The sequence below is a fragment of the Maridesulfovibrio pacificus (SeqCode) genome, from assembly GCF_048612815.1.
Lineage (GTDB): Bacteria > Desulfobacterota > Desulfovibrionia > Desulfovibrionales > Desulfovibrionaceae > Maridesulfovibrio > Maridesulfovibrio pacificus.
In genome coordinates this window covers 26667-52667 of record NZ_JBLZNE010000002.1, presented here as the reverse complement: position 1 = coordinate 52667, position 26001 = coordinate 26667, and the positions used below count along the sequence as shown (strand labels likewise).

At 50.8% G+C, this 26001-nt stretch carries 25 protein-coding genes; 19 read left to right on the top strand and 6 right to left on the bottom strand.

The annotated features are described in order from the left end of the window. Positions 1-232: 232 nt before the first annotated feature. The 17 genes from glyA (at position 233) to ACNI23_RS17555 (ending at position 17590) form a co-directional block, all read left to right on the top strand. On the top strand, positions 233-1471 hold the full coding sequence (gene glyA / locus ACNI23_RS17635) for a serine hydroxymethyltransferase (RefSeq protein WP_420250624.1): 1239 nt from the start codon (positions 233-235) through the stop codon (positions 1469-1471). Positions 1472-1682: 211 nt separating this feature from the next. Then, positions 1683-2138 carry a deoxycytidylate deaminase gene (locus ACNI23_RS17630; RefSeq protein ID WP_420250623.1) on the top strand — a complete coding sequence of 152 codons (456 nt, stop codon included), beginning with the start codon at positions 1683-1685 and terminating at the stop codon, positions 2136-2138. After that, positions 2122-3255: a bifunctional diaminohydroxyphosphoribosylaminopyrimidine deaminase/5-amino-6-(5-phosphoribosylamino)uracil reductase RibD gene (gene ribD / locus ACNI23_RS17625; RefSeq protein WP_420250622.1), complete on the top strand. Its 1134-nt coding sequence runs from the start codon at positions 2122-2124 to the stop codon at positions 3253-3255. The genes ACNI23_RS17630 and ribD overlap by 17 nt, the downstream gene beginning before the upstream one ends. 3 nt (positions 3256-3258) lie before the next feature. Continuing rightward, the gene (locus tag ACNI23_RS17620; protein WP_420250621.1) at positions 3259-3915 is read left to right on the top strand and encodes a riboflavin synthase; all 657 of its coding nucleotides are present in this window, start codon (positions 3259-3261) and stop codon (positions 3913-3915) included. A 142-nt stretch (positions 3916-4057) separates the two neighbouring features. Then, the gene (locus ACNI23_RS17615) at positions 4058-5275 is read left to right on the top strand and encodes a bifunctional 3,4-dihydroxy-2-butanone-4-phosphate synthase/GTP cyclohydrolase II (RefSeq protein WP_015850538.1); all 1218 of its coding nucleotides are present in this window, start codon (positions 4058-4060) and stop codon (positions 5273-5275) included. A gap of 14 nt (positions 5276-5289) precedes the next feature. Next, a complete protein-coding gene (gene ribH, locus ACNI23_RS17610; protein WP_420250620.1) occupies positions 5290-5760 on the top strand; it encodes a 6,7-dimethyl-8-ribityllumazine synthase in 471 nt (156 codons plus the stop codon). 180 nt (positions 5761-5940) lie between these two features. Further along, positions 5941-6408 carry a transcription antitermination factor NusB gene (gene nusB, locus ACNI23_RS17605; RefSeq protein WP_015850536.1) on the top strand — a complete coding sequence of 156 codons (468 nt, stop codon included), beginning with the start codon at positions 5941-5943 and terminating at the stop codon, positions 6406-6408. A 254-nt stretch (positions 6409-6662) separates the two neighbouring features. Further along, positions 6663-9158, top strand: coding sequence for a leucine--tRNA ligase (leuS, locus tag ACNI23_RS17600; protein ID WP_420250619.1), 2496 nt, complete (start codon positions 6663-6665; stop codon positions 9156-9158). A 156-nt stretch (positions 9159-9314) separates the two neighbouring features. Further along, positions 9315-9812 carry an LPS assembly lipoprotein LptE gene (lptE, locus tag ACNI23_RS17595; protein WP_420250860.1) on the top strand — a complete coding sequence of 166 codons (498 nt, stop codon included), beginning with the start codon at positions 9315-9317 and terminating at the stop codon, positions 9810-9812. A 22-nt stretch (positions 9813-9834) separates the two neighbouring features. Next, on the top strand, positions 9835-10815 hold the full coding sequence (gene holA, locus ACNI23_RS17590; protein WP_420250618.1) for a DNA polymerase III subunit delta: 981 nt from the start codon (positions 9835-9837) through the stop codon (positions 10813-10815). 225 nt (positions 10816-11040) lie between these two features. Next, a complete protein-coding gene (radC, locus tag ACNI23_RS17585; RefSeq protein WP_420250617.1) occupies positions 11041-11718 on the top strand; it encodes a RadC family protein in 678 nt (225 codons plus the stop codon). Positions 11719-11745: 27 nt separating this feature from the next. Then, positions 11746-12018 carry an acylphosphatase gene (locus ACNI23_RS17580; protein WP_420250616.1) on the top strand — a complete coding sequence of 91 codons (273 nt, stop codon included), beginning with the start codon at positions 11746-11748 and terminating at the stop codon, positions 12016-12018. 182 nt (positions 12019-12200) lie between these two features. Further along, positions 12201-14720, top strand: a complete 2520-nt coding sequence (lon, locus tag ACNI23_RS17575) for an endopeptidase La (RefSeq protein WP_420250615.1) — start codon at positions 12201-12203, stop codon at positions 14718-14720. Between the two features lie 126 nt (positions 14721-14846). Next, positions 14847-15836 carry a methyltransferase domain-containing protein gene (locus tag ACNI23_RS17570; RefSeq protein WP_420250614.1) on the top strand — a complete coding sequence of 330 codons (990 nt, stop codon included), beginning with the start codon at positions 14847-14849 and terminating at the stop codon, positions 15834-15836. 133 nt (positions 15837-15969) lie between these two features. Beyond that, complete coding sequence (locus tag ACNI23_RS17565; protein ID WP_015850528.1) at positions 15970-16224, top strand: FmdB family zinc ribbon protein; 255 nt, start codon at positions 15970-15972, stop codon at positions 16222-16224. 34 nt (positions 16225-16258) lie between these two features. Continuing rightward, positions 16259-17185 (top strand): hydroxymethylbilane synthase, encoded by a 927-nt coding sequence (gene hemC, locus ACNI23_RS17560; protein ID WP_420250613.1) that lies wholly within the window; start codon positions 16259-16261, stop codon positions 17183-17185. 183 nt (positions 17186-17368) lie between these two features. Then, positions 17369-17590 carry a hypothetical protein gene (locus ACNI23_RS17555; RefSeq protein ID WP_015850526.1) on the top strand — a complete coding sequence of 74 codons (222 nt, stop codon included), beginning with the start codon at positions 17369-17371 and terminating at the stop codon, positions 17588-17590. A 157-nt stretch (positions 17591-17747) separates the two neighbouring features. On the opposite strand, the gene ACNI23_RS17550 is transcribed toward ACNI23_RS17555, so the two are convergent. From ACNI23_RS17550 to cobT, 3 genes are read right to left on the bottom strand one after another with little or no spacing between them, the layout of a single operon-like run. After that, positions 17748-18551: an arylamine N-acetyltransferase family protein gene (locus ACNI23_RS17550; protein WP_420250612.1), complete on the bottom strand. Its 804-nt coding sequence runs from the start codon at positions 18549-18551 to the stop codon at positions 17748-17750. Positions 18552-18603: 52 nt separating this feature from the next. Continuing rightward, complete coding sequence (gene selD, locus ACNI23_RS17545) at positions 18604-19644, bottom strand: selenide, water dikinase SelD (RefSeq protein WP_420250610.1); 1041 nt, start codon at positions 19642-19644, stop codon at positions 18604-18606. 3 nt (positions 19645-19647) lie between these two features. After that, complete coding sequence (cobT, locus tag ACNI23_RS17540) at positions 19648-20727, bottom strand: nicotinate-nucleotide--dimethylbenzimidazole phosphoribosyltransferase (protein WP_420250609.1); 1080 nt, start codon at positions 20725-20727, stop codon at positions 19648-19650. 71 nt (positions 20728-20798) lie between these two features. Here cobT and ACNI23_RS17535 point away from each other — a divergent pair, with 71 nt between their 5' ends. Further along, positions 20799-21638, top strand: a complete 840-nt coding sequence (locus tag ACNI23_RS17535; RefSeq protein ID WP_420250608.1) for a WcbI family polysaccharide biosynthesis putative acetyltransferase — start codon at positions 20799-20801, stop codon at positions 21636-21638. On the opposite strand, the gene ACNI23_RS17530 is transcribed toward ACNI23_RS17535, so the two are convergent. Genes ACNI23_RS17530 through pyrR form a run of 3 tightly spaced genes read right to left on the bottom strand, consistent with a single transcriptional unit; the run spans position 21635 to position 23375 of the window. Continuing rightward, positions 21635-22231 (bottom strand): hypothetical protein, encoded by a 597-nt coding sequence (locus tag ACNI23_RS17530; protein ID WP_420250606.1) that lies wholly within the window; start codon positions 22229-22231, stop codon positions 21635-21637. The two genes, ACNI23_RS17535 and ACNI23_RS17530, sit on opposite strands and share 4 nt — an antisense overlap. Then, entirely contained in the window at positions 22231-22785 is a 555-nt protein-coding gene (thrB, locus tag ACNI23_RS17525) for a homoserine kinase (protein WP_420250605.1), read from the bottom strand. Before thrB ends, ACNI23_RS17530 begins: the two co-directional genes overlap by 1 nt. A gap of 53 nt (positions 22786-22838) precedes the next feature. Further along, positions 22839-23375 carry a bifunctional pyr operon transcriptional regulator/uracil phosphoribosyltransferase PyrR gene (pyrR, locus tag ACNI23_RS17520; RefSeq protein ID WP_420250604.1) on the bottom strand — a complete coding sequence of 179 codons (537 nt, stop codon included), beginning with the start codon at positions 23373-23375 and terminating at the stop codon, positions 22839-22841. Positions 23376-23514: 139 nt separating this feature from the next. On the opposite strand from pyrR, the gene ACNI23_RS17515 reads away from it, so the two are divergent. Further along, positions 23515-26001, top strand: coding sequence for a heavy metal translocating P-type ATPase (locus tag ACNI23_RS17515; protein ID WP_420250603.1), 2487 nt, complete (start codon positions 23515-23517; stop codon positions 25999-26001).

Here is a 26001-nt window from a genome sequence, read left to right as displayed (position 1 = left end):
CCTGCCCGCAAAGTCCAATAATACTTCCCTTGCAATCTTTCCCGTATACAAATAAGAAAAACCAACTTACCGATTAAATTTGTTTGAAAGGTAATCTTTTTTTTAAATTTACGCAGAAGAAATATTTCACTCGCTCTGGCGAAGCCTAATAAAACAATTTGGGATTCTTAAGCCCTTTTGGGAAAGGGTTTGAGCCGCCGGAGGCAAATAATTTTAAAATCAGGAGCTTGTCATGGAAGAACTGATGATGAAAGACCCGGCAGTAGCGGCTGCAATCGGACAGGAAGTAACCCGCCAGATGACCAAGCTTGAACTCATCGCTTCGGAGAACTTTACCTCCACAGCGGTCCGTCAGGCCATGGGCAGTGTGATGACCCACAAGTACGCAGAAGGTTACCCCGGAAAACGTTACTACGGCGGTTGTGAATTTGTTGACCTCGCAGAAGACCTCGCCCGTGACCGTGCAAAAGAAATTTTCGGCTGCGAATACGTAAACGTACAGCCCCACTCCGGTTCTCAGGCAAACATGGCTGTTTACTTTGCAGCTCTTCAGCCCGGCGACACCGTTCTCGGTATGGACCTTTCCCATGGTGGTCACCTGACCCACGGCTCCCCGGTTAACTTTTCCGGCAAGCTCTTCGACATCAAATTCTACGGTGTTGATCCCGAAACAAAGACCATCAACTACGACAATGTCCTTGAGATTGCCAAAGAGTGCAAACCCAAGATGATCATTGCCGGTGCATCCGCATACCCCCGTATCATCGACTTCGCACGTTTTCGCCAGATAGCTGACGAAGTAGGTGCAGTTCTCATGGTAGACATGGCTCACATCGCGGGTCTCATCGCAGCAGGCGTACACCCTTCCTGCATCGAGCACGCACACTACACCACTACTACCACCCACAAGACCCTGCGCGGTCCCCGCGGCGGTATGATCCTCTCCACCGAGGAAAACGGAAAAGCACTGAACTCCAACATTTTCCCAGGTATTCAGGGCGGCCCGCTCATGCACGTTATCGCTGCTAAAGCAGTTGCTTTCGGTGAAGCACTCAAGCCTTCCTATGTTGAATACCAGAAACAGGTTGTTGCCAACGCACAGGCTCTGGCCAAGAACCTCATGGATGCAGGTTTCGACCTCGTATCCGGCGGTACCGACAACCACCTGATGATGCTGGACCTGACCAACAAGGACATCACCGGTAAAGATGCCGAACACGCCCTTGATGAAGCAGGTATCACCGTCAACAAGAACACCATCCCCTTCGAAACCCGTTCCCCGTTCGTGACCTCCGGCGTACGTATCGGTACCCCGGCTCTGACCACCCGCGGAATGAAAGAAGAAGAAATGATGAAAGTCGCAGGCTGGATCACCGCTGCCATCGACTCCGTCGGCAACGACACCAAGCTGAACCAGATCAGCAAAGAAGTTGCTGAATTCGCAAAAGACTACCCGCTCTTCGCATACTAGGAAGTTCTGCAGGGACAATTACCCGCACAATTTGCCTAACAAAGCGGCGAAGCCAGACTAAAAAAGTTTGGGACTCTTAAACCCTTTTCAAAGGGTTTAAGCCGCCGGAGGCAAAACTCTTCCATCAAAAGCGCGAAGCGCAACATAACCAATAAAAACGGGCCCGAATATTCGGGCCCGTTTTCTCAGCTTCAAAGAAGGGAGCATTTTCATGGATAACAGAATGCCTTGGCCGGACTATTTCATGCGCATCGCGCACCTTGTTGCAGAACGCGCAACCTGCACTCGCCGCAAAGTAGGCGCTGTGGCTGTGCTCGACAAACGCATCCTCGCCAGCGGCTACAACGGGCCGCCCTCCGGCACTGCACACTGCGCTGATGTGGGCTGCATCCGTGAGAAGCTGGGGGTACCCTCCGGCGAACGTCATGAACTCTGTCGCGGCCTGCACGCCGAGCAAAACGTAATCATCCAGTGCGCAACTCACGGCGTATCCATGAAAGGCGCAGAAATTTACTGCACAACCCAGCCATGTTTGATCTGCACCAAAATGCTGATCAATGCGGGCGTAAGTGCCATTTACTATTCTGAAAGCTACCCTGACGAACTTTCCGAGCAGATGCTCAAAGAAGCCGGAGTAAAATTTGCTTTTCTTGAACTCGACGCTTAGCCCGGATGAGAGGTTCATGGCCCGCGCAGTTGAACTCGCCATGCGCGGCCGCAACCGCACCGCTCCCAACCCCACAGTCGGAGCGGTAATGGTTCGTGACGGACAGATTGTAGCCGAAGGTTACCACATGTTCTGCGGCGGGCTGCATGCCGAACGGGAATGCATTGCCGATGCCAGGGCCAAGGGTGTGGATATGAGCCAGTGCACCATGTACGTAACCTTGGAGCCGTGCAACCATCACGGCAAGACCCCGCCCTGCACCGAAGGCATCCTTGAAGCGTCCATCCCGCACATTGTGGTCGGTACCCGCGACCCCAACCCCAAAGCTGCCGGGGGAATCGAATATCTTGAATCCAAGGGAGTGCGTGTTGATCAGGGCGTGCTTGAAGAACAGTGCAAAGACCTGATTTCAGATTTCCTGTGCTGGCAGTTAGAAGACCGTGCTTACTCCATCCTCAAGCTGGCCTGCACCATTGACGGAAAAATAGCCGGAGCTACAGGAGCTCAGGAAGCAGTTTCCTGCCCGGAATCTTTTCAGGATGTGCAGCGCTTGCGATCTATGGTCGGAGCCGTGATTGTGGGCGGAAACACCCTGCGTGAAGACAACCCCAGCCTCAATTGCAGGCTTGATCCCCTGCCTGAAGGATTCAGCCAGCCCAAGGCCGTGGTTGTGACCAATCATCTGCCGCAAAACCACGAAGAATACACCCTGACCACCACCCGCGCAGCTGACACAATTTTCTGGACCAATGCCGGGCAGGCCGCAACGAAGACCGCTTCGGAACTAAAAAATAAAGGAATTGAGGTTTTGCCTCTTCCCAGTAACGAAAAAGGTCTTATACTTGAGAAAGGTTTCACAATGTTGCGCGAAAAGCACAATATTTTGCGCTCTCTCTGTGAAGGCGGCGGCAGGCTTGCCTGCTCTCTGGCAGAACAGGGGCTTGTTGATGAATTCGTCATGTATCAGGCTCCGCGTATTCTGGGGAACATAGATGGCAGGCCTAATTTTGCAGGCTCTGATAATGCACTCATCAGTGAAGCTATGGACCTGCGCATCAGCCGCGTGGAACAAAGCGGCCGTGATTTAAAAATAGTTTTCAAACCCGAAGGACAATAGCCGATGTTCACCGGACTGATTCAGGGAAAAGGACGCATTGAAAATGCAGAGAACCGGGGCAACGAAACCCGATTCAAAGTAAGTGCGCCAAAGATCAATGATTACGAGAAAGGCGAATCCATTGCTATTAACGGAGTCTGCCTCACAGTTGAAACATACAGCGACAGCTGGTTCACCTGTTACGCCAGTAAGGAATCCATGTCGGTGACCAACCTCGGCAACCTTAAGCGTGGCTCCATGGTCAACTATGAACGCGCCCTGGCCATGGGTGACCGCCTAGGCGGGCACATTGTTTCAGGTCATGTTGATTGTCTCGGTTCTGTGGAATCTGTCAGACCTGAAGGTGAATCTAAAATTTACCGTATCAAATTTCCCATTGAACACGGTAAGTATGTGGTCCCCAAAGGCTCTGTCGCCCTTGACGGCATCAGCCTGACAGTCAACGATTGCGGGCCGGATTATCTTGAAGTGAACATCATCCCCGAGACTCAGGAAGAGACCACCATATCTCTCTGGACACCGGGATATGCGGTAAACATCGAAACAGACGTTATCGGTAAGTACGTGGAACGCATGGTCGCCCCATGGACCGGAAAAAAGTCTGAAGACAAACCGCAGAGTAAACTTACAATGGATTTTCTGCGCGAGAACGGGTTTTAGTTGCGCAAGACACTGAAATAAAAAGACAAAAAAACATATTTCACCCTTTCTGTTTTTTGATGTATGAAGACAGACCTGTTTGTTTAAACGGACAGTGATTTTTTAAAAGAACTCCGCTCGCCGGAGAATGAGGATAACGATTATGCCTTTCTGCACTATTGAAGAAGCAATTGAGGACCTCCGCGAAGGTAAAATGGTCATCATGGTTGATGATGAAGACCGTGAAAACGAAGGTGATCTTGTCTGCGCTGCAGAGAAAGTGACTCCTGAAATTATCAACTTCATGGCTACTCACGGCAGAGGGCTTATCTGCCTCGCCATGTCCGGCGAAATGATCGACCAGTTGCAGCTGCCGCTTATGGCCCAGTCCAACGGCTCCCAGTTCGGTACCAACTTCACTGTTTCCATTGAAGCGCGTGAAGGTGTAACCACAGGTATTTCCGCTGCAGACCGCGCCACCACCATTCTGGCTGCTGTTAAAGACGGCGTACAGCCCGAAGATATCGTCACCCCCGGCCACATTTTTCCGCTCCGCGCTAAAGACGGCGGAGTTCTGGTTCGTGCAGGACAGACTGAAGGCAGCGTTGACCTCGCCCGCCTTGCAGGTCTGAAGCCCGCAGGCGTAATCTGCGAAATCATGAAAGACGACGGCACAATGGCCCGCCTTCCCGATCTCAAAGAATACGCAAAGCAGCACGATCTCAAGATCTGCTCCACCGAAGACCTGATCAAGTACCGCATGAAATTCGGCAGCCACACCGTTACCCGCGAGGCTGACGCTGAACTGCCCACCCGTTGGGGTGATTTCAAGGCTTCCGCTTTCCATTCCAGCGAAGACAACCGCACCCACATTGCCCTGATCATGGGTGATGTTAAGCCCGGCGAACCCGTTCTGGTCCGCGTTCACTCCGAATGCCTGACCGGTGATGTTTTCGGTTCCCAGCGTTGTGACTGCGGCGACCAGCTTGCATCCGCAATGTGCATGATCCGCAACGAAGGCAAGGGCGTACTGCTCTACATGCGTCAGGAAGGCCGCGGTATCGGCCTCGGCAACAAGATCAAGGCTTACCACCTGCAGGATCTCGGCTGCGACACCGTTGAAGCCAACGAAAAACTCGGCTTCGCACCCGACCTGCGCGAGTACGGCACTGGAGCGCAGATTCTGGTCCAGCTCGGAATCACCAAAATGAAACTTATGACCAACAACCCTAAAAAGATTGTCGGTCTTGAGGGTTACGGTCTTGAGGTTACCGAACGCGTAGCCATTGAAATGGATGCCTGCGCTGCAAACCTCGATTACCTGAAAACCAAGAAAGATAAGATGGGCCACATGCTGGATCATCTTGAAGATAAAAAATAAAAGGGAGAAGCACCATGTATCATATTAAAACCGTTGAAGGTCAGCTTGACTCCAAAGGTCTGAAAATCGCATTCGTAGCCGGTCGTTTCAACGACATCATCGTTGACAGACTGGTCGGCGGCGCTGTTGACTACCTTGCACGCCACGGCTGCGAAAAGGAAAACATGACCCTGATCAAGGTTCCCGGTGCATTTGAAATCCCCGTGGTAACCAAGAAACTCGCTGAATCCGGCAAATATGACGGGATCGTGGTTCTCGGTGCGGTTATCCGCGGCGCTACTCCCCACTTCGACTATGTCTGCAACGAGTGCGCAAAAGGCGTTGCTCAGGTAAGCTTGGACAACGACCTGCCTATCGGTTTCGGTCTGCTGACCTGCGACACCATTGATCAGGCAGTTGAACGTGCCGGCTCCAAAGCAGGCAACAAGGGCGTTGAAGCAGCTTCCGCAATGCTGGAAACTGTCCGCGTTCTACAGCAGATTTAACTAGAGCTTGTAATTTCCGGCCAGTTTCTCCGGAAACAGGCTTGATTACTGAACATAATTTGAAGGCATACGGTCTCCGTCCCGCTGTTCGGAGACCGTATGCCTGTTGTGTTGTTTAAATAACAATTTAATTGTATCTTGCGTTGCACACCACTTATGACCAGCAACCGCAGGATAGTGATGCAGATGTCCCAGACTAAAGGTTTACGCAGAAAAGGCCGCGTACTTGCTTTTCAGGTATTGTACGGCTTAAGTTTTGTCCCTCCGCATGGCGGATGGACTACTGAACGTATTTACAACCAGAGCCCCGCAGTAATCAGGGAAACAGAAGAAGACCTGATCCTGTTTGCACGAGAACTGCTGATAGGAATCTGGAATGCGCAGGAAGAACTTGACGAAGTTATCGGTCGCTACTCCAAGCATTGGAAGATCGAAAGAATCGCAAAGGTCGAACTGGCGATCCTCCGACTCGCTGTATACGAACTGGTCCACAAGCCCGATATCCCCCTCAAAGTGGGTATCAACGAGGGTATTGAACTGGCCAAGAAGTTCGGCGATGGCAACTCCCGTAACTTCATCAACGGAATTCTCGACGCAGTAGCCCGTGACATCGACACCGGCAAATTCAAAGTTGAGAAAAATTTCTAATTGCTTTCGGCGACCCCTGCCGGGGAGGCCTTAAACCCTTTTAGTAAAAAGGGTTTAAGAATCCCAAAAACTCTTATCAGGGCTTCGCCGCTTTGTATGAATAAATCGTTGTAAACAACTAGGGATTCCAAAGGGGCTTAGCTCCTTTGGCCGCCGGAGGCGAAATCAGTTCGTCAAAAGCGCGATAGCGCCTCTGGTCCAGCTCCCGGCAAGGCCGCCGGAGGCTAAAAATCCCACACAAAAAGGATTTTCAAATGGGTTTTGGGAAATACGAACCGGAATTGATTGAAAACAAGTGGCAGAAGGAATGGACCGAGAAGGGTGCTTTCAATGTGGAAGCCGACGAGTCCCGCCCTAAGTACTATGTACTGGAAATGTTTCCCTACCCTTCCGGGAAAATCCACATGGGCCACGTACGCAACTACTCCATCGGTGATGTTGTAGCCCGTTACAAACGCATGAAAGGTTTCAACGTGCTCCATCCCATGGGCTGGGACGCATTCGGCCTTCCTGCTGAAAACGCGGCTATCAAGCACAACACCCACCCTGCCGAGTGGACCTACGCCAACATCGATGACATGCGTACCCAGCTTAAACGTCTGGGCTACTCCTACGATTGGCGCCGCGAACTGGCTACCTGCCACCCCGGCTACTACAAATGGGAACAGCAGTTTTTCCTCAAATTTCTGGAAAAGGGTCTGGTTTACCGCAAAAAGTCCCCGGTTAACTGGTGCGAAACCTGTCATACCGTTCTGGCTAACGAACAGGTTGAAGAAGGCCTTTGCTGGCGCTGTGACACCGAAGTTATCCAGAAGGAACTTTCCCAGTGGTTCATGCGCATCACTGATTACGCCGAAGAACTGCTTGAGAGCCTTAGTGAGCTTGAAGGCGGCTGGCCTGAGCGCGTTATCACCATGCAGCGCAACTGGATCGGTAAATCCATCGGTGCGGAGCTCGACTTCGAAGTTGAGAACTCCGATGAAACCATCAGTGTTTTCACCACCCGCCCGGACACCCTTTTCGGCGCAACTTTCATGTCTCTGGCAGCCGAGCATCCGATGGTGGAAAAGCTCATCGAAGGCAAGCCTGAAGCAGACAAGGTCCGCGAATTCGTACACAAGGTCTCCAACATGGACCGCATTGTACGCGGTGCTGACGACCTCGAAAAAGAAGGCGTCTTCACCGGCGCATACTGCATCAACCCGCTCAACGGTCAGAAGATGCCCATCTACGTGGCAAACTTCGTACTTATGGGCTACGGTACCGGCGCAGTAATGGCCGTTCCCGCACACGACCAGCGCGACTTTGAATTCGCCAGCAAATACGACCTGCCCAAACAGGTAGTCATCCAGCCTGAAGGTGAAACCCTTAATCTGGCTGAAATGGAAGAAGCCTACACTGCTCCCGGCGTACTGACTAATTCCGGTGAATTCGATGGCATGCCCAACGAAGATGCCAAGGGCGCAATTGTTGATTTCCTCGGCAAGTCCGGCAAAGGCAAAAAGTCAATCAACTACCGCCTGCGTGACTGGAACATTTCCCGCCAGCGTTTCTGGGGCTCCCCCATTCCGGTAATATACTGCGACGAGTGCGGCATTGTCCCCGTACCCGAACAGGACCTGCCCGTTGTACTGCCCGAAGATGCAGTAATGAACGAGGACGGACGTTCCCCGCTGCCGGACATGGAAAGCTTCCACAACGTTACCTGCCCCAAATGCGGCAAGGCTGCAAAGCGTGAAACCGATACCATGGATACCTTCGTGGAATCCTCATGGTACTTCATGCGTTACACCGATTCCCGCAAGGCAGATGCTCCTTTCGACAGCAAGTCTCTTGAATACTGGACTCCGGTAGACCAGTACATCGGCGGTATCGAGCACGCTATCTTGCACCTGCTCTACGCAAGATTCTTCACTAAAATCCTGCGCGATGAAGGTTACACCGAGCTCAGCGAGCCGTTCAAGAATCTGCTCACTCAGGGCATGGTTCTCAAAGACGGTGCCAAGATGTCAAAATCGAAAGGCAACGTTGTTGACCCCAATGCCATGATCAACAAGTACGGTGCGGACGCCACCAGACTGTTCATCCTCTTTGCCTCCCCGCCTGAAAAAGACCTCGAATGGTCTGATCAGGGTCTGGAAGGAGCGCATCGCTTCCTGAACAGAATCTGGAGACTGGCAGAAGAATTCGAAGGCAAGCTCAGCGCAACCGGCGCTTGTGCCAAGCCTTCTATGGAACTTTCTTCCGACGCCAAGAAGCTGCGCCTCAAGGAACACGAGACCGTAAAGCGTGCCAGCCGTGACATGGAGAACAAATTCCAGTTCAACACCGTCATCGCTGCAAGCATGGAGCTGGTTAACGAGATTTACTCTCTTAAAGACAAGCTCATGGAAACTGAAGACGGCCGCTTCGCACTCTCTTCCGCATACAGCACCGTGCTGACCGTGCTTTCCCCCATTGCTCCGCATATCTGCGAAGAGCTCTGGGCTGCCATGGGTTACGAAGGCTACATCGCCGAAGTAGAATGGCCCGAGCATGACGAAGACGCACTTGTTACCGATGAAATCCTGATCATCATTCAGGTTAACGGTAAAATGCGCGGTAAACTCTCCGTGCCCGCTGCGGCTTCCAAGGAAGAAATTGAAGAAACAGCACTTGCCCACGAAAACGTGACCAAGCACACCGATGGCAAAACCATCCGCAAGGTTATCGTTGTTCCCGGCAAGTTGATTAATATTGTGGCGAACTAGGTTTGCCTCCGGCGGCTGGGGAAGGGGAAACTCTTGCAAGATTTTCCCCTTCCCCAGACCCCATCCCCTTCATAAACTTTTTATGGCTTCGCCGCTTCGTAAGTTCAGGTGTGCGACTCACCTATGCAAAGACAAGGAGTTAAAGCTGTGGTTATTATGAATTCTGTGAAAAAGCTGGTCCTGCTGCTGTGTGTTGTTTTTGCTGTATCTGCTTGCGGCTACCATAACTCTGCTACTGAACCGAACAGGGTCAGTAAACAATTCCATGAAGTTGCTATCGCAAAAGTGGAAAACCCCACCCTCGAACGCTGGCTTGAGCCTAAAATACGCTCCATGCTCCGTGATGAAATAACCCGCCGCGGTCAGTTGGTCTGGACAGATAAGTCCAAGGCGGAAGCACTCATCAACATCAGGATTCTGGAGCTTTCCGATGGTAGCCGCATCCTTGGCGATCAGGATGTAACCCTGAAATACGACATGACCCTCAAGGTCCAGATGCAGGTAACCAGCGCTTCTGACGGATCACTGATCTGGAACTCCGGTCCCATGGCAGTGACTGAATCATACTATATCGGTCAGGAAGATGAGACCCAGCAGTTGATAACCAAACTCATGGTCCGCCGTCTCGTAGACCGCATGAATCAGGCTTATTAATTTTTTTCTATTAAGGAATTCCATGCCCAGACCCGGATACATGTTTCTCATCTGCCCTGATGCAGAGCTGCTGCACGCCAACATTGCCGAGCTTCAGGAAAAGCACGGGGCTACAGATTACGAGAAAAAAGTATACTGGGCAGACGAAGACCTGCCTCAGCAATTCTGGGACGACCTGACCCTGCAGACGCTTTTCGGCTCCAGTAAGGTTGTTATCCTGCGCCGCGCACACAAACTCAAAGCTGCGGTTTGGGATAATATAGATAAGACAGTCGCATCCCTTGCCAGCTCCTCTTTTCTTTTTATCTGCCTTGAAAGCCAGTGGAAGAGCAAAGCCGCTCCCATCCCTGCTGTACTGAAAAAACGCAAATGCTGGAAATTCGCAGACAAGCAAAAGTGGGTCTGGAAATCAGCAGGATTGGATCAAAAATCAATTTCAGGTTTTGTGGGGAAATGGGCCAGAGCCAACGGCCTGCACATCGACAGCCCGGTTTTAAATGCGCTTTCACAAGCACTCCCCAAAGACGCACGCGCTGCTCGGCTGGAACTGGACAAACTTGACTTGGCAGCCGGACCTGAACGCAAGATTCTAATGGAACATGTAGGACTGATCGCTCATTCCGAAGAGATGGACTTCTTTGCCTTCATGCGTTCCATGTCCGAAGGCGGCGATCCGGTAGAAATCTGGCGCAGAGTGCTGACCAACCACAGCGAAAAAGATTCGATGATCTTCATGCTCACCGCATCCCTGACCCGTGAAGCACGCGCTCTATGGATGATGATCCACGGTGAGGACTCGGAAGTACGCCTGCCTCCTTTTGTGAAAAAACAGAAACAGGCACTTGCTCAGCGACTGGGTCCGGCCCGTATAGCCAGACTGTTTGATATCGTCATGGAAGCGGAAATAGGCATCAAGACCGGACAACGTAAACCGGAACAGGCACTTGAGCTGCTGGTTGCCTCGCTGACTTCCTTGTTTGCCCCCCCGCAGCGCAGACGCTGATCAGATTCAAAACCTTTTTTGAACCGTGTAAAAAGACCTTTTTTACACGGTTTTTGTGCTTTTAAGCCTGTTTTACACCATTTAATGGGTTAAACAGGTTGCTTTGCACCTGCATCCGGTTTATCTCTTAAAGAAGAAATTCCGTCCGCCGATTTCTCATCAATTTGTCTGAATCAGGCTCCTGTCGGAACTGTACTACTTGCCAAAGCATACTTACTATTTATTATGAAAGACAAACCCCATTACTACGGTCACCGCCAAAGACTGAAAGAAAAGCTGGGCAAAGATTCAACGAGTCTTGCAGATTATGAAATTCTGGAACTTCTCCTCGGACAGGTTCTGCCCAGGCGGGACACCAAACCCCTTGCCAAGGAACTCCTTGCAGAGTTCGGTGGTCTGGGCGGGGTTTTCAGGGCACCTGAAGAACAACTTAAAAAGTTCAAAGGGATCGGTCCGGGTGTTTTGATATTTTTCACGCTTATGCGTGAATTCTGGACAAGAATTGCCGAGGAACCCATGAACGGCAAGGAAGCTATTTCCTCACCGGATGTTGTCTACAAGGCAGCCATGGCCCGAATCGGAAATTTGTCCAAAGAAGAGTTCTGGATTGCACTGGTCAATAACCGCAACAAAGTGATATGCTGGGAGAGGCTATCGGAAGGTACTGTGGACAAGACCGCAGTCTATCCGCGGGAAGTTGTGGCACTAGCCCTGCGCCATAATGCCAGCGGAGTGATTCTGACCCATAACCATCCCGGCGGGGACCCGTCTCCATCTCCTGAAGACACAGAGAGAACCATGGAAATAGCCGCCCTCTGTCAGGACATGGAAATACGTCTGCTGGACCACGTCATCGTGACTGCAGACAGGTTCCACAGCTTCAAGGAAGCAGGATATTTGTAGTTCACCTCAACTCAAAAGGAGGGGCCTATGACCAGAAGCTATCATTGTGTTGTTACCGGCAAGGTGCAAGGAGTATTCTTCCGGGCCTGGGTAAATGACCAGGCTGTGGCGCTGAACCTCAACGGCTGGGTACGTAATCTGAATGACGGTAAGATTGAAGTACTGCTACAAGGTGACGAGGCGAAAGTCGCTGAGATGAGAACCCGACTGCTGGTCGGTCCTCCTGTTTCACAGGTTGCTGACGTAAAGTGTGAATGGATGGATTACGATACCGAGCACAAAGGATTTGAAATCCGCTAGTGCACCCAAAATAAAATCTTCTTTATTTTGGAAAAAAACATCGGGCTCACGGACTAAATTCTGTCCGGCCCTGATAAAACAGATTGTAAAGCTCTCCGGCCCCGGCCTTTCCGGTTCGGGGCCGGAGCTATGATGCTTTTTTAAATAGTGAACGAACCACTTCTGAACGAAAGGATTTTGCGTTGAAGAAAAAGAAATCACCAATCAAACCTTTGAAGCTGAACAAGAAAGACAAAGCGGAAGCTCAAAAGAAGACGCGAAAGGAGTCCTCTCCTGACGCCGGTAATGATCAGGGGCTCAACAAGCCTCCGGTCTCTCCGCTGAATGTCCTGCATGATGCAGCAGAACTGCTGGAAGATGCGGGCTCCATACCCGAAGATGCGCATGTGGATATCCCCACCACTCTTCCGGTACTGGCTGTCCGGGACATCGTTGTCTTCAACTACATGATCCTTCCGCTGTTCGTAGGCCGTGAAAAATCCGTCAACGCTGTAGAAGCAGCCATGACCAGCAACCGCTATGTCATGATCCTGACCCAGAAGGATGAAAGCGTTGAGAACCCCGAGCACGAAGACCTCTACTTAACAGGAACAGTGTGCATGATCATGCGCATGCTCAAGATGCCCGACGGTCGCCTGAAGGTGCTGGTACAGGGTGTTTCCCGGGCCAGAGTAAAGAGGTTCATAGGCTCAGAACCTTTTCATATTGCCGAGATTGAAGCCATACCTGAAGCTGAATCCGGTGAGCTGGATGCTACTCAGGAAGCACTGGTCCGCTCCTCCCGCGAGCAGAGTGAGAAAATTCTGACCCTGCGCGGTATTTCCTCAGCTGACATCATGAGCGTACTTAACAGCGTGAACGAACCGGGCCGCCTTGCCGACCTGATCGCTTCCAACCTGCGTATGAAAGTTGATGTGGCCCAGTCCATTCTTGAGTGCGGAGAACCTGTTAAGAGGTTGACTCTGGTCAACACCCAGCTCACACAGGAAGTGGAAGTGGCTTCCATGCAGAACAAAATCCAGTCCATGGCCAAAGAAGGTATGGATAAGGCTCAAAAAGATTTCTATCTGCGCGAACAGCTCAAAGCCATTAAAAAAGAACTTGGCGAATCCACCGATGAAGCCGAGGAAGCCGAGGAAATTCGTGCAGCCATTGCCAAGGCCAAGATGCCCAAGGAAGTACGCAAGGAAGCGGAAAAACAGCTCCGCCGCCTTGAAGCAATGCACCCTGAAGCTTCCGAAGCCACTGTCATCCGCACCTATCTGGATTGGATGATCGAGATTCCGTGGACCAAGCAGTCCCGCGACCGTCTTGATATTATTGAAGCCAAAAAAATTCTTGATGAAGACCATTATGATCTTGAAAAGGTCAAGGAACGTATCCTCGAATACCTGAGTGTACGTAAGCTGAACCCGTCCATGAAAGGTCCCATCCTTTGCTTTGTGGGCCCTCCGGGTGTCGGTAAGACTTCGCTGGGCCGCTCCATTGCACGCAGCCTGAAACGCAAGTTCCACCGCATGTCCCTCGGCGGTATGCGCGATGAAGCCGAAATCCGCGGTCACCGCCGGACCTACATCGGCTCCATGCCCGGACGCATCATTCAGGGTATCAAGCAGTGCGGCACCCGCAACCCGGTGATCATGCTTGATGAAATCGACAAGCTCGGTTCTGATTTCAGGGGCGATCCATCCTCAGCCCTGCTGGAAGTACTGGACCCGGAACAGAACAATTCCTTCACCGACCACTACCTGAACGTGCCTTACGACCTTTCCAAGGTTATGTTCATCTGCACCGCCAACGTGCTGGATTCCATTCCCCGTCCCCTGCTGGACCGCATGGAAGTTATCCGCATCCCCGGCTACACCGAACATGACAAGGTCAACATTGCCAAACGTTACATCCTTGGACGCCAGTGCAAGGAAAACGGGCTCAAAGAAAGTGAAATGATCATGGAAGATGACATCATCGCCAAGATCATCAAGGAATACACCCGTGAAGCCGGACTGCGTAACCTTGAACGCGAAGTAGGTTCCGTGTGCCGTAAGCTGGCCCGCAAGAAAGCCGAAGGTGAAAAAGGTCCTTTCGAAGTTACCGCTGACAACTTGCACAAGTATCTCGGAATTCCCAAACATCTTGAAGATGAAAAGGAAACCGAACTTCCCGCAGGTGTAGCACTTGGACTCGCATGGACTCCTGTCGGCGGCTCTGTGCTGCATGTGGAAGTTTCTGCCATGCCCGGTAAAGGCAAGCAGCTGCTTACCGGACAGCTCGGTGATGTAATGAAGGAATCCGCACAGGCTGCGGTATCCTTTGCCCGCCGCCATGCAGATGAATACGGCATCAGCCCCAAATTCCACGAAGAGCAGGACCTGCACATCCACGTGCCCGATGGAGCCACTCCCAAGGACGGCCCATCCGCAGGTGTAACTCTGGTTACCGCTCTTGTTTCTGCGCTGACCGGAATCCCGACCAACCCGGAACTGGCCATGACCGGGGAAATCTCCCTGCGCGGACGAGTTCTTCCGGTTGGCGGCATCAAGGAAAAAATCCTCGCAGCCGTATCTCTGGGTATGAAACGGGTACTCATCCCCTCCCAGAACCAAAAAGATCTTGAAGACATTCCCGAAGAATTGTTGAAAAATATCGAGATCACACCTATCGAACGCATTGATGAAGTCTGGCCCATTGCCAAGACCAAGTAATCAATCATCGAAATAGATATCAGAGGCCCGCAAGCACCTAGCTTGCGGGCCTTTCTTTTAGCCATCGACATCATCAGACGGGTGCAATATAAATGCTAAGTTGAATAATTTTAAAATGGAGAAGCCATGCACAAAAGTTCCTATGCCCGCATGCAATGGTTTGTTGAAAACTACTGCAACTCCACAGAACTTAATTTATCAGTTCTGGATATCGGCAGCTGCGCAGTAAACAAAGACGACCCGTTACAAACCTACCGCCCTTTGTTCGCCGGAGATAAGTTCAGCTACACTGGACTGGATATGGTTACAGGTCCCAACGTGGACATTGCAGTGAAGAATCCTTATTGCTGGCGGGAACTTGAAGACAATTCATTTGATGTGGTTATCTCCGGGCAGGTCTTTGAGCATATTGAATTTTTCTGGGAAACAATGAAAGAAATCACCCGTGTACTAAAGCCCGGAGGCCTGCTTTCAATCGTTGTTCCTGGCCCTTTCGGAGTCGCCTACCATGCCTGTCCTGTGGACTGTTACCGTTTCTTTGCCGACGGCATGGTCGCTATGGCCCGTTATGCAGGACTGGAGGTAGTCCATGCTTCATCTGCCGCTGCTCCGGAAAACGCACCTGATGTCTGGTATGAAACACGGGATAGTTTTCTAATCGCCCGCAAGAGTGAAGCTCACCAGCCGCCGGATATGGAAAATTATACTTTTGAAAAGCCGGACCTAGAAAAATTGCGCAACGAATTCATTCCCGACAATTACGAGAATCAAGTCTACTACGACATGTTCGCGATCAGGATTGACGGCAGCGGAACGCTCCATGAGCTGAAAAATCTGGAAATGGTAAATCTCTGGGCACTGCAGGATGATCGCTTCTATATATGGGGGACCGGCGGGCAATACGAACTGCATTACCAACCCCTTGTGCAACGAACCAGACCAAGGAATTTCATCGGTTTTCTGGACAGCAATCCCGAAACGCAGGGGACAGAACTGGACGGATATCCTGTTATGGCACCGCAATATTGCGTACAGGATAAACCGGACGTGGTAATTATCGCTTCCCACGCCCGAAAGGAGATTATGGAAAGCATCAGAAGTCTTCTGACTAAATAATCCTCCTAGCTGATAAAGCAGCCTTGCAATATTCTCAAGCGAACTTATATGTAGGCCAGACATTGCCCCGCCTGACAATTTGGGCTATGCAATTTTTCGCACATGATATTTCAAAGCACGGAGTAAAGAATAAATGCCTATTTTCGAATATAAATGCGCTGACTGCGGCAAGGAATTCGAGGAACTGGTTTTCAACCGGGACGAGTGCCCGCCTTGCCCGGAATGTAAATCCGAGAAAACCGAAAAACTCATGTCTGCCTGTAAGTTCAAGACCGGAGGCGGAGCACCTGACATGGGTGATTACGGTGCTGCTCCCGCTCCGGCAGCATCTTCCAGCAGCGGTTGTGCCGGATGCTCCGGCGGCGACTGTTCTTCCTGCGGCAGTTAGATCAACATAAAATTTCAAACAATACGGCGGAACAATGAGAAAAATTACCATCGCAACACGCGGCAGCAAACTTGCCCTCTGGCAGGCCAACCATATTTCCGACCTTCTGCGTGAAGAGTACCCCGGAATCGAAGTTCAACTGCTCAAGATCAAAACCAAGGGCGATAAGATTCTGGACGTTCCGCTGGCAAAAGTGGGCGGCAAGGGCCTTTTCGTTAAAGAAATCGAAGAAGCACTGCTTGACGGCCGTGCCGACCTCGCTGTTCACAGCATGAAAGACGTTCCCACCGAACTCCCTGAAGGTCTTGAAGTGGGCATCATTCCCCCGCGTGAAGCAGAAACCGACACCCTGCTTTCCGTTAAATACGATTCCCTCAAGGACCTGCCTGCCGGTGCTGTAGTCGGTACCAGCAGCCTGCGCCGCCAGTCTCAGGTTCTGTCCCTGCGTGATGACCTGAAAATCGAATCCCTGCGCGGCAACCTTGATACCCGCGTAGGAAAGCTCCTTAACGGGGAATTCGATGCTATCGTGGTTGCAACTGCCGGATTGAACAGACTCAAACTTTCCGCTCCCAAAAGCGAAATCCTCGGACCTCCGACCTTCCTGCCCGCAGTGGCGCAGGGTGCGCTGGGCATCGAATACCGCATTGAGGACACCGAAATTCAGGACATTCTTGCATTCCTGCATGACGAAATGACTGCACGTCAGGTCAAAGCAGAACGCGGTTTCCTGACCGGTCTCGATGGCGGCTGTCAGGTTCCCATCGCAGCGTGGTCCCAATTGGATGGAGATCAGGTCAAGCTGACCGGATTTGTTGCTGATATCGACGGTTCCAGCCCCATCCGCATGGAAAAGACAGGACCTGCCGATGACGCATGGAATATCGGCCTTGCCCTTGCTGAAGAAGTTCTGGCAGCAGGAGCCAAAGAAATTCTCGATCGCGTTTACGACAAGTGTTAATCAGCTGTTAAACGAATAGATCTAAGCCCGGAGCATGCAACATGCTCCGGGCTTTTTTAATAAATTTATTATTTTTTCATTAAGACCCTAAAGATAAGATTCTACTGACCGATAAGAGATATAAACAGGATTCATGTTCTTTTAAAAACCATCATTTATAACTTCCAAGGATGGAGGTATACAATGTCAAACGGAACCGAACTCAACAAGGTTTCACAGGTACCGCCCGTAAGGGACGAAGATCTTGCGAACTCTATGAAGAACCTGCAGAAGAAGAGACTGCAGCGAAAGGCATACGCGGACCCGGATATGCACCGCGAGCTGGTGAAGATTATTTCTTCCCCTGTCTACAATGCCAATGCAGAGCTGATTCAAGCAGTTACAAGCAGCCGGGGTTCTGCTTAAAAAAATTTCATATAAAGGAATCGCCAATTCCTCCTCATAAAAAGAAAAGGCGCAGGTTTGCGACAACCTGCGCCTTTTGTCTTTTAAATATTTTCTAGGCTCATATGACTAAGAGAAAGAGGGCTACACCTAAACGAATGGCTCTCTTTAACTGAGATTATATAGAGCTTATTTTTTCAAATAATTGATAACTTTCCTTTTGAGTTATCTGAAGACCAAATTCATCAACAAGGGTACTCCTAAGTTGATCTGAATTACTTATCTCTTGAACCTCTGTGCCGGATTGCCGGATTACCCAATACTCCAGATTGCGCAGAGATCTTATTTCGCTCTTTAAGATAAGTGAAGCGACTAAATTATTGACAAAAACAGCGTCAGGGTGCCGATGTGAATAGAAATGGCCCAACTCACAATCAGACTGTCCATAACGCGCAAGCTCAAATCTGTATAAAGAGAAAAACTCACCTTTCTTCAAGACCTGCATATGAAACTCGCCGGGACGGACCTCGGCAATGCGGAATATTTTTTCACCATCAGTAGACTCAACGCCTGACATGGGAACCGGAATACTTGGGCCGTGAGGACCAAAGCCTACGTCCAGAACATATCGTTCGCCTTCATAATCTACCATTGTAATGCGGTGGGTTAACCCGGGATGTATATCCTGATTATAAATTACCCGTGCCAGATAAAGCTGCGGGAAAAAGCCCAGCTCCTCCAGAATCCCAAACAACAGTCCATTCTGTTCAAAGCAGTATCCACCCCGTTTTTTCACTACAATGCGCCGATACAACGACTCGAGATCCAGCGGCAAATCATCACCAAGCTGGCACCCTACACTGCTGAAAGCAAACGTGGCAACGTGACGCCTTACAAGATCACTTAAAAAATCAAAATCCAATTCACGGGTATGCAAATTCAGGGTTTGCAGGTAATTTCCCGCAAGCTCACGCCGTTCCATTCCTTTCTCCTGTTTATTTTTCACTACAGATAAGTAGAACGCCGTATGAGAACTATACAATCCGCAGTCTAGCCACGCCCTCTTCATGGGCAGTGACCTGCCCCACATGGTCGGCAAGGTCGCCAGCTTCCAGCAGTAGATCCTTGGCCTGCTGCAACTTATCTTCAGGCACAGCCAATATCAGGCCTCCCGAAGTCTGGGCATCAAAAATAAGGTCCGTCTTGATGCTGTCGGCATCTGCTGCGGTTTGCACTTGCGAGCTGCAATAGTTGCGGTTGGCGAAACTGCCAGCCGGAATCATGCCCATGGAGGCCAGCTCGACCACATCATCCATGAACGGCACCTTATCAAGCCACAGCTCAACGGCTACACCGGAAGCATCAGCCATTTCCAGCACGTGCCCGCCAAGCCCGAATCCGGTGATATCAGTAGCACCGATCAAGCCCAGCTCGCGGATAACTTTTCCGCCCGCGCTGTTCAGCCTGGATGCCCACTTGTAAACATCCTTTTCAAACCGCTCTGCACCGTCCCAGTCCGCCTTGAGCGCTGTTGCCAGCACACCAGTGCCGAGAGGCTTGGTCAACAGCAGCTGATCCCCTTCACGCAGCCCCTTGTTGGAAGCAAAACCGTCAGGATCAACCATTCCGGTCACCGAGAGGCCATACTTGATCTCATCGTCCTCAACACTGTGACCGCCAGCCAGAACAGCCCCGGCTTCACGGATTTTATCCATGCCGCCCTTTAAAATCTCACGCAGAATTTCAGGCCCCATTTCTTTCATGGGATAGCAGACGATATTCATGGCGGTCCAAGGTTCACCGCCCATGGCGTAAACATCCGAGAGGGAGTTGGCTGCTGCAATCTGTCCGAACCAATAAGGATCATTGACCACCGGAGTGAAAAAATCCACGGTCTGAACCAGAGCTTTGCCCGCAGGAAAAGAGACAATGGCGGAATCCTCGTTCCCGCCCAGTCCGGTAAGAAGGCGCTCATCCTCCACGGCTAAGCCGCACAAAACCTGCTCCAGGTCCCCCGGAGCAATCTTGGCTGCTCAACCGGCAGCTTTAACAGTCTTTACCAATTCTTTTGGCATGACCTAACCTCCTGCATGAACTCCGGCATCGTCATACGTTGCCATTTCATTATAAATATTTGCGGCAGCGCGCAGCATGAACATGGACAGGGCCGCACCTGATCCCTCACCAAGACGCATATCCAGATGCAACAGCGGCCTGCGTCCGAGGGCCTTGATAACTTTTGCATACCCCGGTTCTGCGGAAGCATGGCTGAGGACGCAATAATCGCCAACAGCCGGACAGATTTTCGCAGCCGCAGCATAAGCGGCAGTGGAAATAAATCCGTCAATGCAGACAATCTGCCTGTTCTTGGCTCCACCGATAATCAGACCCGCCAAAGCCGCAATTTCGTATCCGCCAAGAGCTGTAAGGATAGCAAAAGGATCAGCCGAACGCACTACTTCAGCATTGGCTTCCAAAGCACGGCGGACGACTCTGGTTTTACGGACCACTCCGGCAGCGTCAATTCCGCCACCCGGACCGGTTATATCTGCCGGATTCAAATCAAAATATGCACAATAAAGGGCTGTTGAAGGAGTTGTGTTGGAAACTCCCATTTCCCCGGTACCAAGAACTTTAATACCCTGAGCATATGCCTCCTCGGCAAGCTCAACACCCAGTTTTACGGCCCGCAGGCAGCACCCCTTATCCATGGCCGGTCCTTTGGAAATATTATTCGTACCGCAGGCTATCTTACGCTGAATCAAACCGGGATGGTCCGGAAACTCTCCACCCTTGCATCCGGCATCAACAACTATAAGCTCCACCCCGGAAGTTCGTGCCAAAACATTTATGCCCGCTCCTCCGGCTAAAAAATTCTCTACCATCTGGCGGGTAACTTCCTGCGGAAAGTAACTGACATCTTCTTCATTAACGCCGTGGTCACCGGCAATGGTGTATATGCGGGCCGGGTCTGCCTGTGGAGGCTTTCCGCCTGAAGCTACGAACATCTTTACCGCAAGGTCTTCGAGCCGTCCCAGACTTCCTAACGGTTTAGTCAGCCTATCCAGATGGGCTCGAGCCTGTCCTTCCAAAGATAAATCGACAGGCTGAACACTATCAACGATATGCTGCAATTCTTCTGCGGAAAATTTATTCACTGCCTTAACCTCATATTAACGGCCCTGCCGTATTGAGAAACCATAAACGGGTGTGCTAAAGTTCTTTCGAAATGAAGAAAATCTGTATCTTACATGCCAATTGCCAAGGCGAACCAATGGAAGAGCTGCTATTGCTGAATGAAGAATTCAGCACTGAGTACGAAATCCACCGCTTTACCAACTATACCCGAGAATCCATACCAGCGAAACTCATTGCCGAATGCGACCTGCTCCTCTACCAGCCTCTTCTTGGAACAACATGGGGGGATCTGGCTTCGGAAAAAATAATCTCCCAACTCAAAAAAGAAGCCCGATCAATTGCTTTTCCAAGCATGCTTTTCCTGAACTACTGGCCCTTGTGGTCCAGCGCACCAGGCTTTGATTACCGTGACACTTTCTTGGATTCCCTGCTTGAAAAAGAACTCAGTGAATCTCAGATTCTGCACCTTTTCATGAAAACCCGGCTGACCAACATCTATGATTTAAAAGAAATCATGGATAAATCAATAAGTACCGAAAGAATCAAGGAAAGCCGGACCCCGGTAAAATATGTGGACTGGATTCTTGAAAATTACAGGCACAGGCCCCTTTTCAATACCATCAACCATCCACGGACAGAACTGTTATGCATGATCGCAAATACCATTCTGGAAGAGTTGGGGATGGGTCGGCTAAGTGAGCAGGCTTTGCAGAATTTCCCGCCGCCCTTTGCAGACTTTGAGCAGCCCATTCATCCACAGGTGGTAGAATTCTTAAACCTCGAATTCGGCGAACCTCAGCACCGCTACCATGTCTACGGAGCGGAGCTGACTTTTGAGGAATACGCCATGCGTTACATCAAATGCCGCAAAAACAACATTGACGACTTCATAGGATTCCTCATGACCGCCGCAAGGATGGAGAAGAATTAACCATTCAGGTTAGGCGGTCCCATTACGATCATTTCAGCGAGAGTCAGGTCCACTTTAGGCATGGTTCTGATCTTGTTGCCGAGCAACCCCATTTCAAGTCCCACGAGTTCCTTATAGAGCGGGGTACGATCCACAACAGGGACGTTTTCCATATCCTTGGTCAGATCCTGACACTTGAAACATCCGGGAAATGAAAGCTGGCGTCCATTGGGCTGACGCAGGGTATTCACTACACCGTGCATACGACAGATCATAAGTCTGTGCTTGTAAACACCGCAGAGGCCGTCATCATTGAGCGGACACATAATCTTGGGACGCATGCCGTTTTCCAGCATGGCACTGGCATTGCGCACGTAATCTTCTGAGCGCCTAATGTACTCATTGCGTTTGTCTTCAGGAAGCTTGTTCAGTCCCTGCCAGAGGTAGGTCCATTCCACGTAGGTGTGGTGCTGAAAATAACTGGTACAGCAGTTTTCTTCACACCCTTCGCAGGAAAGTCCGATTTTTGCGGAAGTATCAGCATACACAGAGGCCATACGCTCATAAAGAGCATCCAGTTTGCGGAACACGGCCTGTCTGGTCATTTTTTTCATTATATATCCTTAACTTTATTTGCTTCTTTTGACTTGAGCCACTTACAGATCTGTTCGACACACTCATCTGGAGAGCACTGATCAGTATCAACTACGAAATCGGCGTATTCCTCGTAAAGAGGAATTCTTTCCGCATAAAGATTCTCCAGAGACTGTCCCGGAACAATGGCAAGTCCGCGATTAGTTCCGCAACCCACCCGTTGAAGGCAAGTTTCATTTGAAATACGAAGATAAATGACCGGACCAAGATCTTTCAGCCTTTCCATTGCCTTGGGGCCGTAAATAACACTCCCCCCGGTGGAAACAACCGTGCGAATCACGCCGAGACCGGAAACAATGTATTCCTCGGTTTTGCGGAATTCAGGCACGCCGAGATGATCCACTATATCCTGTAGCGGGCGGCCGTAATAGCTCTCGATCACAGCATCGGTATCCATATGCTCCCAACCGAGCTTTTCAGCCAGAAGCGGTGAAAGCGTGGATTTACCCGCTCCGGCCATACCGATCAGGATAACAGAGCAATCCTCTGAAAATTCATTACTCCATTCTTGCATAGAAAATATCAAACCTTCCGGGCGCAAAACGCTCCGTGCTGAGACAGATAAAACTAGGAACGAATGATGACAACCTTATCCTCTTCATCGCGTTCCCTAACCAGTACATTCACGTGCTGATCTTCAAAAGTAACTACTTCCTTACCGACATAATCAGCCCGGATAGGAAGTTCACGGTGTCCACGGTCTACGAGTACGAGCAGCTCCACCCGACGCGGACGTCCGAAATCAAGCACGGCCTCAAGAGCGGCGCGGACGGTTCGCCCGGAAAAAAGCACGTCATCCACCAGAATGATAGATGCGGATTCAATAGCAAAAGGAATCTCAGTGCAGTTGATACTCGGCTGACGGGTCAAGTTAGTCCAGTCATCGCGGTAAAGGTTGATATCCAGCTTTCCGAGTGGAATCTTACGTCCCAGCTTTTCATCAAGAATAAGCTTCAAACGCTCCGCAAGATCAGCACCACGGCGTTGAATACCGATAATAGCAAGATTATCACTGTCGCCACGCCGTTCAGTAATTTCTGAAGCAAGACGATCCAGAGTGCGGGCCATGTCCTTTTCCGAGAGTATTATTTTCTGTTCCTTCATGTTATCCCATCTTAAAAGAGGTTGATTCCTAATATCAAATCTGTTCAGATCACTTTTAAAAATAACCTGCCGGAACTAGCTATAAGTAATGTATGCAGTCAATGCAATCCCCCGCTTTCCGGCTAACAAGGATATAATTATGCACAGCACATTTGAAATCAAGGGAATGACCTGTTCCGCCTGTTCTGCACGGCTGAAAAGAGTCATCGGCAATTTGGACGGTGTTAATAGTGCAACAGTTAATCTGGCAGCAGAGTCATTGGCCGTAGATTATGATCCGGACCGGATTTCCGCAGCAGATATTATTGCTTCCGTAACAATGGCCGGATTCGAAGCAACGGAAAAAATCGAAGGAACCGAACTGACTCTGCCTATTTCTGGAATGACCTGCTCCGCCTGCTCATCAAGATTGGAACGTGTGCTCAACGCGAACGACGGGGTAATCAACGCGCAGGTAAGCCTTGCATCAGAAAGCGCAACCTTAAACTTTAACCCCGCCGCAATTTCACTGCGCCAGATCAGGCAACTCATTGCCGATGCGGGATTTGAGTCAGGACAAATTCAGTCCGCCCACAACGCAAAAGATAATTTTGAAAAGAGAAAGGCTGAAAACGAGGCCAAACTCGGTGAGATGAAAAACAGGCTCATCGCTGCCCTTGCCTTCACCATCCCTCTTTTGACTATCACCATGGGACACATGGTAGGCATGCCTTTACCTTCTTTCATCGAACCACACAGCTCACCGCTGGGCTTCGCCCTGATCCAGCTGATTCTGACCGCACCGGTACTCTGGTTCGGACGCAACTTTTACCAGCACGGCTTTCCTAACCTGATTCGGCGTGCTCCCAATATGGACTCTCTGATTGCTGTGGGAACATCAGCGGCAGTTATATATTCCCTGTGGAATACCATCGAGATAGCAATGGGCATTGATGCTCACGCTCGCGCCATGGACCTTTATTATGAATCAGCTGCAACAATTATTACCTTGATCCTGCTGGGTAAATTTCAGGAAACCCGTGCCCGCTCGCGCACTTCAGATGCGATTGAAAAACTGATGGACCTGACCCCAGCGCAGGCTATCCTGCTGCAAAACGGTGAACAGATTCCCACTCCGGTAGAAGAAATTGGTCCCGGAGACCTGATTCTCATCCGCCCCGGAGACCGGGTGGCTGCAGATGGCAAGGTTGCTGACGGACATTCCGATGTTGATGAATCAATGCTTACCGGAGAATCCATGCCTGTACCCAAAAGTGCAGGTGACGATGTAGCCGGAGGAACGGTAAACACCGGAGGCGGAGCACTGAAAGTGCAGGTCACCAATGTAGGCGAAAACACCGTGCTTGCGCGCATAATCCGTCTGGTACAGGAAGCGCAGGGGTCCAAGGCTCCCATCTCCAGCCTTGCGGATACGGTCAGCTTTTATTTTGTACCCACTGTCATGGCTATCGGCATTGCCGCCGCTCTTGGCTGGTTCTTCTTCAGCGATGAACCATTCACCTTTGCTTTGCGCATCTTTATCAGCGTAATGGTCATCGCCTGCCCCTGCGCCATGGGCCTTGCAACGCCCACCGCCATCATGGTCGGTACCGGTCGCGGTGCGCAATTGGGAGTACTGGTTAAATCAGGTGCGGCACTTGAAACTGCCGGGAAGATCGAAACTATGATCTTCGATAAGACCGGAACCCTGACCTACGGTAAGCCCGAGGTTGCTGAAGCTTTCACAATGGACGGGGAAGATCCGCAGGAACTGCTCCTGCTTGCCGGATCTGCGGAAAAGCAATCCGAACACCCACTTGCAAAAGCAGTTGTCCGCGCTGCAGAGGAAATCGGCCCCCCTCTTCCTGAAACTACCGCTTTTCAGGCTGTATCAGGGCTTGGGATCAATACCGAAACCGCAGGACATCCCATGCTGCTGGGCAACCGTAAATTCCTTGAACAAAGCCTTGTCGGTGGTCTGGACAATAATGCTGCGAATGAAGCAGCTCTGCGCTTTGCTGCTTCCGGTCAAAGCCCCCTTTACATTGCTAAAAACGGTAACCTTGCCGGGATTCTGGCTATTGCAGATCGCATCAAGGATGAAACTCCCCAGACCATAAGCAAACTCCACGCACTGGGAGTACAGACGGTTATGCTTACCGGGGATAATGAAAAAGTAGCCCGTGCCATTGCCGACAAAGCTGGAATAGATAAAGTCATCGCTCAGGTCATGCCTGACCGCAAAGCCGAAGTGGTCAACAATGAAAAAGAAGCTGGTCATAAAGTGGCCATGATCGGGGACGGCATCAACGATGCTCCGGCCCTTGCGTCCGCCGACCTTGGCATCGCCATGGGCACCGGGATTGATGTTGCAATCGAATCAGGTGACGTAGTACTGATGAAAGGCGATCTGAGCGGAGTACTCACAGCTCTTTCACTGAGCAGAGCAACAGTTCGCAACATCAAGCAAAACCTATTCTGGGCCTTTGCCTTCAACATACTTGGTATTCCTGTTGCAGCCGGACTGCTCCACATATTCGGGGGGCCGACCCTTTCCCCCATGTTTGCTGCAGCGGCCATGTCCTTAAGCTCGGTTACGGTGGTCAGCAATGCCCTGAGGCTCAAATTCTTTAAACCGGAAGATTAA

Bases quoted from the DNA above. Each gene is read 5' to 3' on its own strand.
- glyA (WP_420250624.1), top strand. From the start codon at position 233: ATGGAAGAACTGATGATGAAAGACCCGGCAGTAGCGGCTGCAATCGGA.
- ACNI23_RS17630 (WP_420250623.1), top strand. From the start codon at position 1,683: ATGGATAACAGAATGCCTTGGCCGGACTATTTCATGCGCATCGCGCAC.
- ACNI23_RS17620 (WP_420250621.1), top strand. From the start codon at position 3,259: ATGTTCACCGGACTGATTCAGGGAAAAGGACGCATTGAAAATGCAGAG.
- ACNI23_RS17615 (WP_015850538.1), top strand. From the start codon at position 4,058: ATGCCTTTCTGCACTATTGAAGAAGCAATTGAGGACCTCCGCGAAGGT.
- ribH (WP_420250620.1), top strand. From the start codon at position 5,290: ATGTATCATATTAAAACCGTTGAAGGTCAGCTTGACTCCAAAGGTCTG.
- nusB (WP_015850536.1), top strand. From the start codon at position 5,941: ATGCAGATGTCCCAGACTAAAGGTTTACGCAGAAAAGGCCGCGTACTT.
- leuS (WP_420250619.1), top strand. From the start codon at position 6,663: ATGGGTTTTGGGAAATACGAACCGGAATTGATTGAAAACAAGTGGCAG.
- lptE (WP_420250860.1), top strand. From the start codon at position 9,315: ATGAATTCTGTGAAAAAGCTGGTCCTGCTGCTGTGTGTTGTTTTTGCT.
- holA (WP_420250618.1), top strand. From the start codon at position 9,835: ATGCCCAGACCCGGATACATGTTTCTCATCTGCCCTGATGCAGAGCTG.
- radC (WP_420250617.1), top strand. From the start codon at position 11,041: ATGAAAGACAAACCCCATTACTACGGTCACCGCCAAAGACTGAAAGAA.
- ACNI23_RS17580 (WP_420250616.1), top strand. From the start codon at position 11,746: ATGACCAGAAGCTATCATTGTGTTGTTACCGGCAAGGTGCAAGGAGTA.
- ACNI23_RS17570 (WP_420250614.1), top strand. From the start codon at position 14,847: ATGCACAAAAGTTCCTATGCCCGCATGCAATGGTTTGTTGAAAACTAC.
- ACNI23_RS17565 (WP_015850528.1), top strand. From the start codon at position 15,970: ATGCCTATTTTCGAATATAAATGCGCTGACTGCGGCAAGGAATTCGAG.
- hemC (WP_420250613.1), top strand. From the start codon at position 16,259: ATGAGAAAAATTACCATCGCAACACGCGGCAGCAAACTTGCCCTCTGG.
- ACNI23_RS17555 (WP_015850526.1), top strand. From the start codon at position 17,369: ATGTCAAACGGAACCGAACTCAACAAGGTTTCACAGGTACCGCCCGTA.
- ACNI23_RS17550 (WP_420250612.1), bottom strand. From the start codon at position 18,551: ATGGAACGGCGTGAGCTTGCGGGAAATTACCTGCAAACCCTGAATTTG.
- ACNI23_RS17535 (WP_420250608.1), top strand. From the start codon at position 20,799: ATGAAGAAAATCTGTATCTTACATGCCAATTGCCAAGGCGAACCAATG.
- ACNI23_RS17530 (WP_420250606.1), bottom strand. From the start codon at position 22,231: ATGAAAAAAATGACCAGACAGGCCGTGTTCCGCAAACTGGATGCTCTT.
- thrB (WP_420250605.1), bottom strand. From the start codon at position 22,785: ATGCAAGAATGGAGTAATGAATTTTCAGAGGATTGCTCTGTTATCCTG.
- pyrR (WP_420250604.1), bottom strand. From the start codon at position 23,375: ATGAAGGAACAGAAAATAATACTCTCGGAAAAGGACATGGCCCGCACT.
- ACNI23_RS17515 (WP_420250603.1), top strand. From the start codon at position 23,515: ATGCACAGCACATTTGAAATCAAGGGAATGACCTGTTCCGCCTGTTCT.